The organism is Kitasatospora sp. Xyl93 (genome assembly GCF_055383135.1).
On record NZ_AP029185.1, the window covers coordinates 2,479,285 to 2,495,679 of the forward strand.

At 75.1% G+C, this 16,395-nt stretch carries 15 protein-coding genes and 1 pseudogene; 11 read left to right on the top strand and 5 right to left on the bottom strand.

Going from position 1 to position 16,395, the window contains the following annotated elements; all coding sequences use genetic code 11:
- Positions 1-42 precede the first annotated feature (42 nt).
- The gene (locus tag ACZ5GH_RS10835) at positions 43-555 is read left to right on the top strand and encodes a nitroreductase/quinone reductase family protein (RefSeq protein WP_387748465.1); all 513 of its coding nucleotides are present in this window, start codon (positions 43-45) and stop codon (positions 553-555) included.
- A 159-nt stretch (positions 556-714) separates the two neighbouring features.
- On the opposite strand, the gene ACZ5GH_RS10840 is transcribed toward ACZ5GH_RS10835, so the two are convergent.
- Positions 715-2,319, bottom strand: coding sequence for an MFS transporter (locus ACZ5GH_RS10840; RefSeq protein ID WP_387748463.1), 1,605 nt, complete (start codon positions 2,317-2,319; stop codon positions 715-717).
- A gap of 218 nt (positions 2,320-2,537) precedes the next feature.
- Between ACZ5GH_RS10840 and ACZ5GH_RS10845 the strand changes: the two genes are divergently transcribed.
- The 7 genes from ACZ5GH_RS10845 to ACZ5GH_RS10875 all read left to right on the top strand — a co-directional run bounded on the left by ACZ5GH_RS10845 (position 2,538) and on the right by ACZ5GH_RS10875 (position 9,864).
- Positions 2,538-3,224: a TetR/AcrR family transcriptional regulator gene (locus ACZ5GH_RS10845; RefSeq protein ID WP_387748461.1), complete on the top strand. Its 687-nt coding sequence runs from the start codon at positions 2,538-2,540 to the stop codon at positions 3,222-3,224.
- A 126-nt stretch (positions 3,225-3,350) separates the two neighbouring features.
- Entirely contained in the window at positions 3,351-4,664 is a 1,314-nt protein-coding gene (locus ACZ5GH_RS10850; protein WP_387748459.1) for a histidine kinase, read from the top strand.
- Positions 4,661-5,335, top strand: coding sequence for a response regulator (locus tag ACZ5GH_RS10855; protein WP_464334079.1), 675 nt, complete (start codon positions 4,661-4,663; stop codon positions 5,333-5,335). The genes ACZ5GH_RS10850 and ACZ5GH_RS10855 overlap by 4 nt, the downstream gene beginning before the upstream one ends.
- Before the next feature lie 179 nt (positions 5,336-5,514).
- Positions 5,515-6,639, top strand: a complete 1,125-nt coding sequence (locus ACZ5GH_RS10860) for an alpha/beta hydrolase (protein ID WP_387748455.1) — start codon at positions 5,515-5,517, stop codon at positions 6,637-6,639.
- A 26-nt stretch (positions 6,640-6,665) separates the two neighbouring features.
- Positions 6,666-7,955: an acyltransferase family protein gene (locus ACZ5GH_RS10865; RefSeq protein WP_464334080.1), complete on the top strand. Its 1,290-nt coding sequence runs from the start codon at positions 6,666-6,668 to the stop codon at positions 7,953-7,955.
- Positions 7,956-8,091: 136 nt separating this feature from the next.
- On the top strand, positions 8,092-8,427 hold the full coding sequence (locus ACZ5GH_RS10870; RefSeq protein WP_387748451.1) for an MmcQ/YjbR family DNA-binding protein: 336 nt from the start codon (positions 8,092-8,094) through the stop codon (positions 8,425-8,427).
- A gap of 222 nt (positions 8,428-8,649) precedes the next feature.
- The gene (locus ACZ5GH_RS10875) at positions 8,650-9,864 is read left to right on the top strand and encodes an alpha/beta hydrolase (protein ID WP_387748449.1); all 1,215 of its coding nucleotides are present in this window, start codon (positions 8,650-8,652) and stop codon (positions 9,862-9,864) included.
- 35 nt (positions 9,865-9,899) lie between these two features.
- On the opposite strand, the gene ACZ5GH_RS10880 is transcribed toward ACZ5GH_RS10875, so the two are convergent.
- Positions 9,900-10,892, bottom strand: coding sequence for a helix-turn-helix transcriptional regulator (locus ACZ5GH_RS10880; RefSeq protein WP_387748447.1), 993 nt, complete (start codon positions 10,890-10,892; stop codon positions 9,900-9,902).
- Positions 10,893-10,992: 100 nt separating this feature from the next.
- On the opposite strand from ACZ5GH_RS10880, the gene ACZ5GH_RS10885 reads away from it, so the two are divergent.
- Positions 10,993-11,571, top strand: a complete 579-nt coding sequence (locus ACZ5GH_RS10885) for a TIGR03086 family metal-binding protein (RefSeq protein ID WP_387748445.1) — start codon at positions 10,993-10,995, stop codon at positions 11,569-11,571.
- 68 nt (positions 11,572-11,639) lie between these two features.
- Here the strand turns inward: ACZ5GH_RS10885 and ACZ5GH_RS10890 are convergent.
- Together ACZ5GH_RS10890 and ACZ5GH_RS10895 are read right to left on the bottom strand one after the other, a co-directional pair.
- Positions 11,640-12,652 (bottom strand): annotated as a pseudogene (locus tag ACZ5GH_RS10890) (aldo/keto reductase).
- Positions 12,649-13,152: a MerR family transcriptional regulator gene (locus tag ACZ5GH_RS10895; RefSeq protein ID WP_387748441.1), complete on the bottom strand. Its 504-nt coding sequence runs from the start codon at positions 13,150-13,152 to the stop codon at positions 12,649-12,651. Before ACZ5GH_RS10895 ends, ACZ5GH_RS10890 begins: the two are co-directional and overlap by 4 nt.
- Positions 13,153-13,286: 134 nt before the next feature.
- Between ACZ5GH_RS10895 and ACZ5GH_RS10900 the strand changes: the two genes are divergently transcribed.
- A complete protein-coding gene (locus ACZ5GH_RS10900) occupies positions 13,287-14,120 on the top strand; it encodes a serine hydrolase domain-containing protein (RefSeq protein ID WP_464334081.1) in 834 nt (277 codons plus the stop codon).
- Between the two features lie 57 nt (positions 14,121-14,177).
- Here ACZ5GH_RS10900 and ACZ5GH_RS10905 read toward each other — a convergent pair whose 3' ends face one another.
- On the bottom strand, positions 14,178-14,954 hold the full coding sequence (locus ACZ5GH_RS10905) for a pirin family protein (protein WP_464334082.1): 777 nt from the start codon (positions 14,952-14,954) through the stop codon (positions 14,178-14,180).
- Positions 14,955-15,179: 225 nt separating this feature from the next.
- Here ACZ5GH_RS10905 and ACZ5GH_RS10910 point away from each other — a divergent pair, with 225 nt between their 5' ends.
- On the top strand, positions 15,180-16,376 hold the full coding sequence (locus tag ACZ5GH_RS10910; protein WP_387749266.1) for a PucR family transcriptional regulator: 1,197 nt from the start codon (positions 15,180-15,182) through the stop codon (positions 16,374-16,376).
- The last annotated feature ends 19 nt before the right edge of the window (positions 16,377-16,395 follow it).

The window sequence follows — 16,395 nt, forward strand, 5'->3', positions numbered from 1 at the left end:
GACTTGACCCTCTCACCGGTGTGAGGTCCTAGGGTCGGCGGCATGACGAGCGACACGAAGGCCGACGGCACGACGAACGACACGAAGGCCGGCGCCGTGCCGGGCGGGACGGGGCCCGGGCCCTCCGGGCGCCACCCCGAACCCGCCGACGGCGCGGGCGAGTTCAACCGCCGGGTGATCGCCGGGTTCCGGAGGGACGGGGGCGTGGTCGGCGGCGATCTCGCCGACGCCACGCTGCTCCTGCTCACCGTGGTCGGCGCCCGCAGCGGGGAGCCGCGCACCACCCCGCTGGTCTACCTGGCGGACGGCGAGCGGCTGGTGGTCTTCGCCTCCAACGGCGGCAGCGCGACGCACCCGGCCTGGTACCGCAACCTGGTCGCGACGCCGGAGGTCACCGTCGAGGTCGGCACCGAGCGCTACCCGGCGCTCGCGGCAGTCATCGACCCGGCCGAGCACGAGGCGCTCTGGGCCCGCCAGATCGCCGCCCAGCCCCAGTTCGCCGGCTTCCGCACGGAGGCCCGCACCGTCCCGCTGGTGGCGCTCACCCGCGTCTGACCGGCGGGGGCACCGCGCACGGGAACCACGACGGCCCCGGACTCCAGCGAGTCCGGGGCCGTGGCGTCGCGCCGCCGTGGCGTTGCGGGGCCGTGGCGTTGCGGGGCCGTCGCGTCGCGCCCCGCCGGGGCGGTGCGCGGGGCGCGTCGCGGGGGGCCGTCAGATGTGCACGGCCGGGCCCGCGTCGGTGGTGCCGCGGCGGGTGAGCAGGCCGAGCACGGCGGCGGCGAAGGCCACCACGGAGGCCACCGCGAAGGCGAGCGACATGCCGCTCACGAAGGACTCGTGGACGGCGCCGGCCATCGCGTCCACCACCTGCTGCGGGGTGCCGGCCGGGGCCGGCGGGGCTATGCCGAGCTGGGCGGCCTGCTTGAGGCCCTCGCCCGCCTCGCCCTCGACCGGCGGCAGGCCGGCCGCGGCCCAGTTGCCCGGCAGCACGTCGCCGACCTTGGCGGCCATCAGCGCGCCCAGCACGGCGGTGCCGAGGCTGCCGCCGACCTGCATCGCGGCCTGCTGGAGGCCGCCGGCCACGCCGGACAGCTCCATCGGGGCGTTGCCGACGATCACCTCGGTGGCACCCACCATGACCGGGCTGATGCCGAGGCCCATCAGGACGAACCAGAGCGACATCACGCCGTTGCCCGAGCCGGTGTCCAGGGTGGACATGCCGAACATCGCGGCGGTGGTGATCAGCATGCCGGCCACGATCGGGATCCGCGGGCCCAGCTTGCCGATCGCCAGGCCGGCCAGCGGCGAGCCGACGATCATCATGCCGGTCATCGGCAGCAGGTGGACGCCGGCCTCGACCGGCTTCATCCCGTGCACGTTCTGGAGGTAGAAGGTCACGAAGAAGATCGCGCCGAAGAACGCGAAGGCCATCAGCACCATCAGCAGCACGCCCGCCGACAGCGGCACCGAGCGGAACAGGCTGAGCGGGATCAGCGGCTCGCGGGCCTTGCCCTGCCAGAGCGCGAACAGCACCATCAGGACCACCGCGCCGCCCAGGAACAGCAGCGTCCTGCCGTCGCCCCAGCCCCACTCGGGCGCCTTGATGATGCCGAAGACCAGCGCGAACATGCCCACCGAGAGCAGCGCGATGCCGGGCAGGTCGAAGGACCTGGCGGCGTTCTCGGCCCGGACGTCCTTGAGGATCCACACGCCCAGCGCCAGCGCGATCAGGCCGACCGGGATGTTGATGAAGAACACCGACTCCCAGTTGACGTGCTCGACCAGCAGGCCGCCGACGATCGGGCCGGCCGCGGTGGAGGCGCCGATCACGCCGCCCCAGATGCCGATCGCCATGTTGAGCTTCTCGGCCGGGAAGGCCCCGCGCAGCAGGCCGAGCGCGGCCGGCTGGAGCAGCGCGCCGAACAGGCCCTGGAGGACCCGGAAGACGATCACGGTCTGGATGTTGCCGGCGAAGCCGATCGCGGCCGAGGTGGCGGCGAAGCCCACCGCGCCGACCAGGAAGGTGGTCTTGTGGCCGAAGCGGTCACCGATCTTGCCGGCGGTGATCAGGAAGACCGCCAGGGCCAGCAGGTAGCCGCTGGTGACCCACTGGATGTCGGCGGGCGCCGCGTGCAGCTTCTCCTGGATCACCGGGTTGGCGATGGCCACGATCGTGCCGTCCAGCGCGACCATCATGACGCCGACCGCGACGGTCAGCAGGGTCAGCCAGGGGTGCCCCTTGAGGCCGCCCCCCGACGGCGGGTTCGGCGGCGACGGTGCGTCCGCCTCGGAGTTCTTGACGACGGACTGGCTCATCTGGGCCCTCCGGGGGCGTGGCTGGGTGCGGGACGTGGTCGTGGCGCCCCGGCCCACCCGTCCCCACAGGTGCCCCGGCCCGACGGGCGCCACTCCGGGCAGATTATGTCAGCTACTGACATTCGGCAAACAGTGACTTCTGGCCACTACTGACATTTGTCAGAGCGCTAAGGTTGTGCTCCCACCCGCCACACCCAGCGCTCCGGAAGGCCCCCGCCATGGCCGCTCACACCCCCCGTACCACCGACGCCCCGGCGGGCCCCGGGCGCACGCCCGGGCTGCGCGAGCGCAAGAAGCAGCAGACCCGGTACGCCCTGATCCAGGCCGCCCACCTGCTCTTCCTCCGCCAGGGCTTCGCCCGCACCACCGTCGACGAGATCGCCTCCGCCGTCGACGTCTCCCAGCGCACCTTCTTCCGCTACTTCGCCAACAAGGACGAGGTCGCGCTCGCCGTGATGGCCGTGGCCGAGGACTACTTCATCGAGTGCCTGCGCCGCCGCCCGGCCGAGGAACCCCCGCTCCAGGCCCTGCGCGCCTCGATCGTCAAGGCCTGGCGCGACCTCGGCAGCGAGGAGACCGCCGGCCCCGGTTCGATCCACAGCGCCCTCGAACTCATGCGGATGATCGAGGAGACGCCCCCGCTGCTCGCCGCCCACCTGCGCCGGGTCACCGAACAGGAGCGGCTGGTGGTCCAGGTGCTCGCCGAACGCGAGGGACTGGACCCGGCCGAGGACCTCCGCCCGGCCGTGCTCGCCGCCGTCTTCGGCAGCCTGCTGCGCTCGGCCCACCTGTCCTGGAGCGCCGAGCACGAACCCGCCGGCCCCGAGGGCATGGTCGCCGTCATCGAGCGCTACTTCGACCAGCTCGGCCCGGCCCTGGCCGGCCACTGGCGCGACCCCTCCTGAGGCCCCCGCGGGGCCCGTCGGCGCACCCGTGTCATACCGGGGTATCACCCGACACCCCGGTACCACCCGGAAGTTCGGGCTCCAGTGCGATGCCCGGCGGGCCCCGCCCTCCTAGGCTGGCCCGCGATGAAGAACCTCACCGCCGCCGACCTCCGCCCGTACGGCCGCCGCCTGCTGCGCGCCTTCCGACACCACCTCACCACCCCGAGCGGCGGCCACACCCCGCTGCTCGGGGAGTCGCCCCGGCCCTGGCTGCGCCGGCTGCCGTACGCCGTCGCCCTCGCCCTGCTGTCCTCGCTGATCCCCACCGGGATCGCCGTCCTGGTCGAGACCTTCGGCCTGGTGCTGCCGGTGGCCGGCGCGCTCACCGTCGCCCAGACCGTCCCGCTGCTGCTCGCCATCACCCGGCCGCTGGCCGCCTGGTGGATCAGCGCGGCCACCCTGGTCACCACCGCCGCCATCACCGCTCGCTACGACATGGCCGGTGGCACCTGGCCGTGGAACGCGCCGATGATCCTCGCGTACATCTTCCTGCTGTTCGCCCTGGCGCTGCGGGAGAGCCGGGCCACCCTGGTCTCCGTCTGGCTGGCCACCGTCGCGCTCACCGCGCTCACCACCACGCTGGGCCTGCCCCGCTCCGGCGACGGCACCACCATGCTGCTGATCGCGCTCAGCGGCGCCGCGCTGCTGCTCGGCTGGGCCGTCCGGGACCGCGCCGAGGCGCGCCGGCTGCTCACCGAGCAGGAGCACATCAGCGAGGTCGAGCGCGAACGGCGTACCCTGCTGGAGGAACGCGCCCGGATCGCACGGGAGTTGCACGACGTGGTGGCGCACCACATGTCGGTCATCGCGGTGCAGGCGGCCAGCGCGCCGTACCGGATCACCGGGGTGCCGGACGACGCCGCCGAGGAGTTCAGCGCGATAGCCGGCACCGCCCGCGAGTCGCTGGCCGAGATGCGCCGACTGCTCGGCGTGCTGCGCAGCGAGGAGTCCGGCGGGGAGAAGGCCCCCCAGCCCGGGGTCGGCCAACTCGCCCAGCTGGTCGAGACGGTGGGTCGGGCCGGGGTGCCGGCCGAACTCACGGTGGAGCCGGGCACGGCGGACCTGGTGCCGCAGGCCGTCGGCCTGTCCGCCTACCGGATCGTGCAGGAGGCGCTGGCCAACGTGGTGCGGCACGCCCCCGGCGCGCGGACCTGGGTGTCGCTGACCACGGACGGCCCGGCGCTGCTGGTGACGGTGGTCAACGCGCCGCCCCCGGAGCGCACCGAGTCGCTGGAGGCCTCGGTCGAGGGCACCGGACAGGGGCTGGTCGGAATGCGGGAACGCGTCCGGCTGGTCGATGGCAGGCTGGACACCGGCCCGCTGCCGGACGGCGGCTTCAAGGTGGCCGCCGTCCTGCCCCTCGACCCTCCAGACACCCCCCGGGAGACCACCGCATGACCATCCGCGTGATCATCGTCGACGACCAGGCCATGGTGCGCGCGGGCTTCGCGGCCCTGCTCAACGCCCAGAGCGACATCGACGTGGTGGGGGACGCGGCGGACGGCGCCCAGGCCCTGGAGGTCAACGGACGCACCCACCCGGACCTGGTGCTGATGGACGTCCGGATGCCCGTCATGGACGGCCTGGAGGCGGCCCGGCGGCTGCTCGACCCGGCCGTGCCCGGCGCCCACCGGCCCAAGGTGCTGATGCTGACCACCTTCGACGTGGACGACTACGTGTACGAGGCGCTGCGCGCCGGGGCCAGCGGCTTCCTGCTCAAGGACGCCCCGCCGGCCGACCTGATCGCCGCGGTCCGGGTGGTCGCGGCCGGCGAGGCGCTGCTCGCCCCCTCGGTGACCCGCCGGCTGATCGAGGACTTCGCCCGCACCCGCCCGGTCAGGCGCCGCGACCCCAAGGTGCGGCTCAACGGCCTGACGCCGCGCGAGACCGAGGTGCTGGGGCTGATCGCCCGCGGCCTGTCCAACCAGGAGATAGCCGCCGAACTGGTGCTCGCCGAGCAGACCGTCAAGACCCACATCGGGCGCATCCTCGCCAAGCTCGGCCTGCGCGACCGTGCCCAGGCGGTGGTCCTGGCCTACGAGTCCGGGCTGGTGGCCCCCGGCCAGTAGGGGGGTTGCCCCCACCCCGGCGACCCCCCTCGCGACCGGGGGAAATCCTCCTGATACCCCGGTAGCACACGGGAGTTGGCCCCGCGGAGTGACGTCCGCGGGGCCGTCGCATTCCTACCTTCCTCCTCGTCGGAAGCCGAACCGAGTCGGCGGCCGAACGGACGAGGGGGAGCAGGGACATGCGCAAGTTTCGGGTCAGGCGGGCGATCGCCGCCACCGCGGTGGCGCTGGGGGTCGCGCTCGGCGCGGGCGGCTGGGCCGCCGACACCCAGACCCCCGTCACCGGCCCGCCGCCCGGCAGCGCCGCCTGGGCGGCGGACACCTCGCTCGGCCTGCGGCTGCCCGACCCGGCCACCGCCGCGCCGGCCCGAGTGGCCGCGTTCTTCGCCGGGTTGGGCCCGGGCCGGCAGGACGCCCTGGCCGTCCGCCACCCGCTGGTGGTCGGCAACCTGGACGGCGCCCCGATCGCCCTGCGCTACCGGGCCAACGCCCTGGCCCTGACCGCCGAGCGCACCCGCGAACTCGCCCGGGCCGCCGACCCCGCCCTCACCCCGCAGGACCACGAGGCCGCCCGCACCCGTGCCGAGCGCTACCGCGCCCTGCTGGACGGCGGCCGGCAGGTCCTCGCCTTCGACCCGCGCGGCCGCGGCCAGGTCGCCGAGGTGTACGGCGACCTCGCCGCCGCCCGCCGCACCGCCGTGGTCGTCCCCGGCTCGGACATCGACCTGCTCCGCTTCGACCGCACCGCCAACCCGTACGGCACCCCCGCCGGGATGGCCCGCGCGCTCCTGGACGCCACCGACCGGCAGACCGCCGTGATCGCCTGGGCCGGCTACACCACCCCGCTCGGCGTCGGCCCGGACGCCGCCACCGAGGACCTGGCCCGGGCCGGCGCCCCCCGCCTCACCCGGCTGCTCGACGGACTCGCCGTCACCACCCGCCCGCAGGCCCCGCCCACCCTGTTCTGCCACAGCTACGGCTCGGTGGTCTGCGGCCTGGCCCGCCCCACCCCCGCGCAGGCCTCCGGCGTGGTGGTGCTCGGCTCGCCCGGCATGGGCGTCGGCTCGGCCGCCGACCTCGACCCGGGCGTCCCGCTCTGGGCCACCGCCCGCAACGGCTCCGACTGGATCGGCGACGTGCCCAACGTCCGGCTGTTCGGCCTCGGCCACGGCGCCGACCCGACCGCCGCCGGCTTCGGCGCCCGCCCGCTGCCCGCCACCGGATCCCACGGCCACAACGGCTACTTCGCCCCCGGCACCGCCTCCCTCGCCGCCTACGCCGCCGTCGCGCTCGGCCGCGCCTGACCGCCCGCACCGGAAGGAGCACCACCATGACCAGCACCCTCACCACCCGGCCCCGCCCCACCCGGGCCCGCACCACGGAGCCCCGCACCCCCCGGCCGCTCACCGCCCTGCGCCGCGCCGCCGCCGCGGTCGACGCCAAGACCCCGGCCGACCGCGACCGCGCCCTGGACGGGCTGCGCGCCCTCGCCCTGCTCGCCGTTCCGGTCGGCCACTGGATGCTCGGCGGCTTCACCCGCACCCCCGACGGCGTCCTGCACAACGCCAGCCCGCTCTCCACCCTCGGCTTCTTCGCCCCGCTCAGCTGGGTGCTGCAGATGCTCGGGGTGTTCTTCCTGGTCGGCGGCCACTCCTCGGTCCGCTCGCTGGAGCGGGCCCGGGCCAGGGGCGTCACCTACGGCGGCTGGCTGCGGGCCCGTACGGTCCGGCTGCTGCGCCCGGTGCTCGGCGTGACGGCCGTCTGGGCGGCGCTGGTCCCGCTGCTGCCCGCGCTCGGCGTCCCCGCGGACACCCTGCGCACCGGCGCCACCCTGGTGGTGCAGCCGCTCTGGTACATCGGCGTCTACCTGGGGCTGACCGCGCTCACCCCGCTCTGCGTGGCCGCCGGGCGCCGGCTGGGCGGCTGGTCGGCGGGCCTGCTGGTGGCCTCGGTCGCCGCCGTCGACCTGCTGCGCTACGGGCCGTGGGCCGGGGCGGTGCCGTCCTGGGTCGCGCTGCTGAACATCCTGCCGGGCTGGCTGTTCGGGTACCAGCTGGGCGTGCTCTGGGCGCAGGGCCGGCTCGGCCGCCCGGCGGCCCGGGTGCTGCTGCTCGGCGGCGGCGCGCTGTTCGCCGCGCTGCTGCTGGTCTTCCACTACCCGGCCAGCATGGTCGGCGTGCCCGGGGCCGCCCGGACCAACTCGCACCCGCCGTCCCTGCTGGTGCTCGCCCTGGCCGCGTTCCAGTGCGGCGCCGCGGTGCTGCTGCGGGAGCGGCTGGGCCGGCTGCTGACCCGCCGTCCGCTGCTCTGGCTGCCGGTCGTGGTGGTCAACCTGTCGGCGATGACGATCTTCTGCTGGCACCAGAGCGCGATGCTCGCGGTCGCCGTGCCCGGCGCGGCGGCCCTGGGCGCCGTCCCGGGGCTGACCACCGCGCCGGACTCGCTCGGCTGGGTGGCCGCCCGGCTGGCGCTGCTGCCGCTGTTCGGCGCCGTGCTGGTGGCGATCGGCTGGTTCACCCGCGGGTTCGACGGCCCGTGGACGGCCTTCTCCCGGGGCGGCAAGGCGCTGGCCGGGGCCGGGGCGGCGCTGTTCGCGGCGTACGCGCTGGGCGTGGTGTGACGATCCGCCGGGCGTGACCGCTCCGAGGGGGCGTGGGCCGATCGGTCCGCGCCCCCTCGGCCGTCGCCACCCGTCCCCGGTGCGCCCCGCAGCGCGCCGGGGGCGCGGTGTCGGTGCCCTGCTCTACCCTGCCGCCATGGTGACGTTCGACGAGTTCCGTGCGATGGCGCTGGCCCTGCCGGAGGCCGCCCAGGAGCCGACCTGGGACATCGAAACGCTGCGGGTCCGCGGCCGGATCTTCGCGATGGGCGCGCCCGACGGGGACCGCGTCACCGTCAAGGCCTCCCCCGAGGACCAGGCCGAACTGCTCGCCTCCGAACCCGAGGTGTTCTCCTCCGCCCCGTACGTCGGACGGCACGGCTGGGTGAGCGTCCGGCTGGACCGGGTGGACCGGGACGAGCTGGGCGACCTGGTCACCGAGGCCTGGCGGCGGACGGCGCCGAAGCGCCTGGTCCGCGAATTCGACGCCTGAGTGCGACCCGCCGGTCCGGTCGCACCGGGGTGGGTGCGGACCACCGCCCGAACCACTGGGAGACGTCGCAAGGACACCCCCGGTTCATGTGATCCATCCCACAGTTTAGGCGTTCCCGCCACCCCTTCGGGCCCCCTAGGCTTGCGCAGGGAAGTCAACAGGTTTATCGCACCCTCCGGGCACCGCCCGCGAAACGGTGACGGGCCCAAGGGAGTTGGTGCGGTGCGCAACCGTCGGCGCTGGAAGCGGGTACTGGTCGGGGCGTTCGCCGGTTGCGCGGTGCTCGCCGACGCCGGAGCCTCCGCCGCCGCGGCCGCGGTCTCCTCCGAACAGCTGGCGATCTCCACGCCTCCGGCCGGCAGCACCGCCTGGGTCGAGGACCACTCCTTCGGCCGCTCCCTGCCCGACCCGGCCACCACCACCCCGGCCGCCGCCGCGGCGTTCTTCGCCTCGCTCGCGCCCACCGAACTGGACCGGCTGATCCAGGCGTACCCGCTGGTCGTCGGCAACTACGACGGCGCCCCGCTGGACCTGCGCTACCGCGCCAACAAGCTCGCCCTGGCCGCCGAGCGCGACCGGGCCCGGGCCCGCGCCGCCGACCACCGACTGGACGCCGACACCCGCGCCCTGGCCGTCTCCCGCGCCAACGACGTCGAGCACCTGCTCGCCCCCGACCGGCAGGTCCTGGCCTTCGACCCGCGCGGCCGCGGCCTGGTCACCGAGGTGTGGGGCGACCTCGCCGACGCCGAGCGGATCTCGGTGCTCGTCCCCGGCTCGGACGCCGACCTCGGCCACCACGACCAGGCGGTCGAGCCGCTGCGCTCCCCGGCCGGCATGGCCCGTGCCCTCCACGCCGAGGAGCGCCGCCAGGCCCCCGGCACCCGGACCGCCGTGATCTCCTGGACCGGCTACGTCACCCCCTCCGGCCTCGGCCCGGACGCCGCCACCTCCCGGCTCGCCGACGTCGCCGCCCCCCGGCTGGAGCGGCTGCTCGCCGGGCTGAAGGAGACCACCCGCCCCGACGCGCCGCCGTCGCTGCTCTGCCACTCCTACGGCTCGGTGGTCTGCGGCACCGCCGCCCCGGACATCCCGCGCGCGGCCGCCTCGCCGTCCGACACCTCCGGCATCACCGACCTGGTGGTCTTCGGCAGCCCCGGCATGGGCGTGCAGAGCACCACCGAGCTGGGCGCCGGCGTGCACGTCTGGGCCACCCGCAACCCCAGCGACTGGATCGGCAACGTGCCGTTCCTGGAGGTCGGCGGGCTCGGCCACGGCGCCGACCCGACGGCGGGCGGCTTCGGCTCCGAGCAGATCTCCTCGGCCCGCGCGGCCGGCCACAACGGCTACTTCGCCGCGGGCACCGACAGCCTGCGCAACTTCGCGGCGATCTCCCTCGGCCACTACCAGGACGTGGTCCGGGCCGCTCCCGACTCCTGAGCCGGGCCGACCCGACCCGACCGGACGGACCGGGGCTAGCCCGACTGGTCCTGGTACAGCCGCAGCGCGTCCGCCGCCGCCCGGACCAGCTCGCGCCGGGCGGCCGGCGGGGCCAGCACCTCGACGTCCGCGCCGAAGGCCAGCAGCGACCGGACGGCCGCCGGCGCCGGGAAGACCATCGTCACCTCGGCCCACTCCTCGACCGGCCCGGCGCCCGGTTCCGGCGGCGGCGCGGTGACCCGGCCGCCGTGGATGCGCAGGAACATGTCCAGCCGTCCGCGCCGGACCCGCACCCGCACCGGCACGTCCACCGGCAGCCGCTCCACCTGCTCGCGCAGCACCGCCCAGACGTCGCCGAGCCCGACCCCGGCCCGGCGGCGCACCGACTCCTCGGTGGTCTCGGCGGCCAGCACCCGGTCGGCCCGGAACAGCCGCGGCTCACCGTGCAGGTCGGCCACCAGGTACCAGACCGCGGCCTTGCTCACCAGCCCGTACGGGTCGACGGTGTACTCCACCGGCGCGGGCGTGCCGCTGTGCCGGTAGCGCAGCCGCAGCCGCCGGTCGGCGAAGACGGCGTACTGCAGCTCGCCCAGGTCCGGCCCGGCGGCGGAGCCGGCCGCGCCGGGCGTCTGCATCCAGCGGGCCGGGTCGACCAGGATCCGTTCGCTGGTCCGCTCCGCGGCCGGCCGGTGCGGGGCCGGCAGCGCCGCCATCACCTTGCGCAGCGCCGAGCCGAGCGCGCCGTCCAGCCCGAGGTCGCTGTGCGCCCCCTGGGCGGAGAGCACGAACAGCGCCCTGGCCTCGTCCGCGGTCAGCCCGGTGACGTCGGTCCGGTAGCCGGGCAGCAGACCGATGCCGCCGTGCCGCCCGCGCTCGGTGAACACCGGCACCCCGGCGGCGGAGAGCGACTCGACGTCGCGGTAGATGGTGCGGACGGACACCTCCAGCCGCTCGGCGAGTTCGGTGGCGGGCACCCGGCCGCGGGTCTGGAGCAGCAGGAGGATCGAGAGCAGGCGGTCTGCCTTCATGTCCCAATGATCCCAGTAATCCTGACGGTAGTTGTCAGGTTTCGCTGGGAGATTGCGTTCCGAGCCCGAAAAACCACCCGACACCAGGGAGTTGAGCGCCATGACCGCCGTCCAGGATGCCCGACCGCAGTACCAGGCCGCCCTCGACCAGCTGGAGAAGCTGTTCGCCACCGTCACCCCGGCCGACCTCGACCGGCCCACCCCCTGCACCGAGTTCACCCTGCGTCAGCTGCTGAACCACGTGGTCGGCGGCATGCACCGGTTCGCGTACATGGGCGAGGGCGGCCGCGCCGGGGACGTCGTGGCCGCCGTCGAGGACCCCTCGGACGAGGGCTGGCCGGCCGCGCTGGGCCGGGCCCGCGCCCGGGTGACGGCCGCCTGGGCGGACGACGCCAAGCTCGGCCGCCCGACCGTCGCCCCCTGGGGCGAGGTGCCCGGCGCGATCGCGGTGGGCGGCTACCTGATGGAACTGGTGACCCACTCCTGGGACATCGCCACCGCGCTCGGCGGCGGCTTCGCGCTGGACGACGACCTGTCGCGGACCGCGCTGGGCATCGCGCAGTCCGTGCTGCCGGACGGGCAGCGGCCGCCGGGCGGCCCGTTCGGCGACGTCCGGCCGGTCGCCGAGGACGCCGACGTGCACGCCCGGCTGGCCGCCTGGATGGGCCGGTCGGTCTGACCCCGCCGGTCGGTCTGACCCCGCCGGACGGCCCGGGGGAGCCACCGCCCCCGGGCCGCCGGTGCCCGCTACTCGCGCGCCGCCGAGGTGGAGCTCATGTCCGCGTAGCGGCTCCCCGCCACCCGGCCGGCCACCGGCTCCAGCAGCGCCAGCTCCTCGGCGGTCAGCCGCAGCGTCGCCGCCGCGGTGTTCTCGGCGAGCCGGGCGCGCTTGCGGGTGCCCGGGATCGGCACGACGGCCAGCCCGTGCACCTCGGCCCGCTGGTGCACCCAGGCCAGCGCGACCTGGGCGAGCGTCACGCCGTGGGCCGCCGCGATCCGCCGCAGCGGGTCGAGCAGCTCGCCGTTGGCGGCCGCGTTGTCGCCGGTGAAGCGCGGGTGGTTGCGGCGGTAGTCGTCCGCCGAGAGCTCCTCGGCGTCCTGGAAGGCGCCGGTCAGGAAGCCCCGCCCGAGCGGCGAGTACGGCACGAAGGCGACGCCCAGCTCCGCCGCGGCCGGCACCGCGGTGCGCTCGACGTCGCGGGCGAACACCGACCACTCGGACTGGAGCGCGGCGATCGGGTGGATCGCGTGCGCCTCGCGCAGCTCGGCACCCGTCACCTCGGACAGGCCGAGGTGGCGCACCTTGCCGGCCTCCACCAGCTCGGCCATGGCGCCGACCGAGTCGGCCAGCGGCACGGCCGGGTCGCGGCGGTGCATGTAGTACAGGTCGATCACGTCCACGCCCAGGCGGCGCAGCGAGGCGTCCACCGCGGTGCGGATGTACGCCGGGTCGTTGCTGATGCCGCGGACGGAGTTGTCCTCCGCCGAGCGCACGATGGCGAACTTGGTGGCGAGCACCACCTTGTCCCGGTTGGCCCGGACGAAGGGGCCGATCAGCTCCTCGTTGTGGCCGGAGCCGTACATGTCGGCGGTGTCGAAGAGGGTGACGCCGGTCTCCAGCGCGGCGTCCAGGGTGGCGAGCGCCTCGTCGGCGTCGGTGGGGCCGTAGAACTCGCTCATGCCCATGCAGCCGAGGCCCTGGACGCCCACCAGCGGGCCCCGGTGCCGAGTTCGACGGTGGGAAGGACGGTCTGAGTCATGCGCTCTGCGCTTCCTCTCCATGGATGTTCCGGTGTTGGACCGGGGCGCCGGTGAGGTCGGCGACCTTCCCGGCGTAGAGGTCGATCTTGTGGTCGAGGACGGCGAGGGTGGCCTGGAGGTCCACGATCCGCTGCCGGACCTCCTCGCGCTGGGCCTCCAGGAGCTGCTGCCGCTCCGGGTAGGTCCGCTCGCCCTGGCGGGCCATGTCCACGTACCTGAGCATGTCCGCCACCGACATGCCGGTCAGCCGCAGCCGGCCCAGGAAGGCCAGCCGGTGCAGGTCGGCGTCGCAGTAGCGGCGCTGGCCGCCCGCCGCCCGGTCGACCGGGTCCAGCAGGCCGATCCGCTCGTACCAGCGCAGGGTGTGGGCGGTCAGCCCGCTCGCCGCGGCGACCTCGCTGATGGTGTGCCTCGGCGTCCGGTCCGGGTCGCCGGTCGGGCGGCTGAACACCTCGGTGCAGCTGCGCCGGTCGATCTCGATGCGTGCGGGTGCGGCCATCGCTCGTCTTCCCCCTGTCCTGTGCGACGTGGACGACGCTACCGAGTTGGAGTGCACTCCAAGCAAGCCCGACATCCGGGTGGCTTCGCCACCACGTTCTCCGGCGGATTTCCCGGCGACTACAGTCGGACCCCATGGAGAGCTTGCGGATGATCGAGAACTGGCCGGTGCCCCACGCCGCGGCGGCCGTGGTCCGGGGGACGGACGGCGCGGTACTGGCCGCGCACGGGCCGCAGCAGCACCTGTTCCCGCTCGCCTCGGTGACCAAGCTGCTCACCTCGTACGCGGCGCTGGTCGCCGTCGAGGAGGGCGTGTTCGAGCTGGACGACCCGGCCGGGCCGCCCGGGTCGACCGTCCGCCACCTGCTCGCCCACACCTCCGGCCTGGGCTTCGACGAGGACCGGGTGTTCGCCGAGCCCGGCAACCGCCGGCTCTACTCCAACGCGGGCTTCGACACGCTGGCCCGGGCGCTGTCCGCGGCCGCCGGGATCGAGTTCTCCCGCTACGTCGCCGAGGCGGTGTTCCAGCCGCTGGGCATGTCGGACACCCTGATCCACACCGCGCACAAGTCCCCGGCCGGCGCCGGCGGCCTGTCCACCGTCGCCGACCTCACCCGGTTCGCCGCCGAGCTGCAGGCGCCGAAGCTGCTGGACCCGTCCACCCTCCGGCAGGCCACCCGCGAGGTCGCCTTCCCCGGCACCAGCGGGGTGCTGCCCGGCTACGGCCACCGGCGCCCGAACGACTGGGGGCTCGGCTTCGAGATCCGCGACGGCAAGAGCCCGCACTGGACCGGCACCGCCAACTCCCCCGGGACCTTCGGGCACTTCGGCCAGTCCGGCACCTTCCTGTGGGTCGACCCGCGGGCGGGCGCGGCCTGCGTCGCGCTCACCGACCGGGACTTCGGGCCGTGGGCGGTCGAGGCCTGGCCGGCCTTCTCGGACGCGGTGCTCGACGAACTGGCCCGCTGACGGGCCCGTCGTCGGACCCGCGCCCGCGGGACGACGCGGGGAGTCCGACGACAGGGCTCAGCCGTACGAGACCGGCGAGTGCATCTCCCAGAGCAGGAGTTCGGCGCCGGTCCCACCCGCCGCCGGGTCGGCGAAGGCGTCGCCGGTGATCCGCACGCTGTCGCCCGGGACCATCGAGCGGCCCGCACCCTTGGGTCCCGGCACGGTGCGGTAGCCGAGCGAGCCGGCCGTCAGGTGCGCGTACCGCCAGGGCGCCTCGGGCAGCCGGGGCAGCGGCTGCCACGGCCCGGCGGTGGCCAGCCAGAGCGCGGCGTCGCCGCGGCGCAGCCGCAGGGCGTCCGTCCCGGCGTCGCGCTCCAGCCCGGAGGCGAGCAGCGTCAACCCGCCGTCCGCCGGTTCCACCTTGCGCAGGCCGTACGCGGGGGGCGCGTCGAACTCGTCCGGCTGGAGCCACATCTGGACGAAGCGGACCGGCCCGGTGGCGCCGCCGACGTTGCGCTCGGTGTGGGTGACCCCGGATCCGGCGCTGAGGTGCTGGACCATCCCCGGGCGGACCACCCCGCTGTGGCCGTGCGAGTCCCGGTGGGCCAGCGCGCCCTCCAGCACCCAGGTGAGGATCTCGGTGTCCCGGTGCTTGTGCTCCTCGAACCCGGCGCCGGGGGCGAGGAGTTCCTCGTTGCACGCGAGCAGCGCGCCGAAGTGGGTGTTCTTCGGGTCGTAGTGGCCGGAGAAGGAGAAGGCGTGCCTGGACTCGACGCCCTCGGCCGGGGCGGAACGGTAGCGCTCGGCGGTGCGGCGCAGGTCGGCACGGGGGCGGTCGGCGGCTTCGGTCACGCCTCCCACCGTAGTGGCTGGGGCGCGGGGTGTGACCCTTGCCACCGCGCCGCTCCGCCGGGGGGTGTGCACGAGCAGTCACTCACGTGAGGCAGTCTTGTCCTTGTGCCAGCCGCTTCCGCGAACTCCAAGAGCGAACCCAGCCCCAGCCCCGCAGCCGAACCGGCCGGGAAGAGCCCGGCCGCCCGGCCGGTCCGTGACCGCCCGGGCCGTGCGGCACCCCGTCTGACCGCGCAGGAGCGCAGAACCGCCGCCGAGCGCGCCGAGCGCCGGGCGGCGACGCTCAAGCGGCTGGAGAAGTCCTCCGGGAAGCTGGCCACCGCCGCGATCTCGCGGATGGACGACCAGCTCGGCTGGTACCGGCGGATGCCGCCGGAGCACCGGTCCTGGATCGGTCTGGTCGCCCAGGCCGGCATCGCCGCCTTCACCGAGTGGTACCGCCACCCCGAGTCCGCGAAGGCGATCTCCACCGACGTCTTCGGCACCGCCCCGCGCGAGCTGACCAGGGCGATCACCCTGCGCCAGACCGTCGAGCTGATCCGCACCACGATCGAGGTGATGGAGGAGGCCATCGAGGAGGTGGCCGCCCCCGGCGACGAGGCGGACATGCGCGAGTCGGTGCTGGTCTACGCCCGGGAGATCGCCTTCGCCACCGCCCAGGTGTACGCCCAGGCTGCCGAGGCGCGCGGCGCCTGGGACGCCCGGCTGGAGGCGCTGGTGGTCAACTCGCTGCTGTCCGGCGACGCCGACGAGGGCGTGCTCTCCCGCGCCGCGGCACTCGGCTGGGGCCAGCCCAGCCAGATCCGGGTGGTGGTGGGCAGCGCGCCGGACGGCGACAGCGAGCTGGTGGTGGAGGCGATCCGCCGGGCCGCCCGGTACGCCAAGCTGAACGTGCTGACCGGGGTGCTGGGCAAGCGCCTGGTGGTCGTGGTCGGCGGCGACAAGGAGCCGGTGCAGGCGGCCCGGGCGCTGATCGGCCAGTTCGCGCCGGGCCCCGTGGTGGTCGGCCCGACCGTTCCCGACCTGCTCTCCGCGACCCGCTCGGCCCACGCCGCCGCGGCCGGCCTGCGCGCCTGCGCGGCCTGGCCGGACGCCCCCCGCCCGGTGCTGGCCGACGACCTGCTGCCCGAGCGGGCGCTCGCCGGCGACCAGGCCGCGCGCCGTCAGCTGGTGGAGGAGATCTACACACCGCTGGACGAGGCCGGCTCCGCGCTGCTGGAGACGCTGAGTGTCTACCTGGAGCAGGCCTCCTCGCTGGAGGGCGCGGCCCGGATGCTCTTCGTCCACCCCAACACGGTGCGCTACCGGCTGCGACGTGTGACTGACGTCACGGGGTACGCCCCCTCCGACGTACGTTCGGCGTTCACTCTGCGGATCGCGTTGGCCCTCGGCCGACTGGGCGGCGTGGGGGAGCCCGGCTGAGCCGGAGTGTAGGGACCAT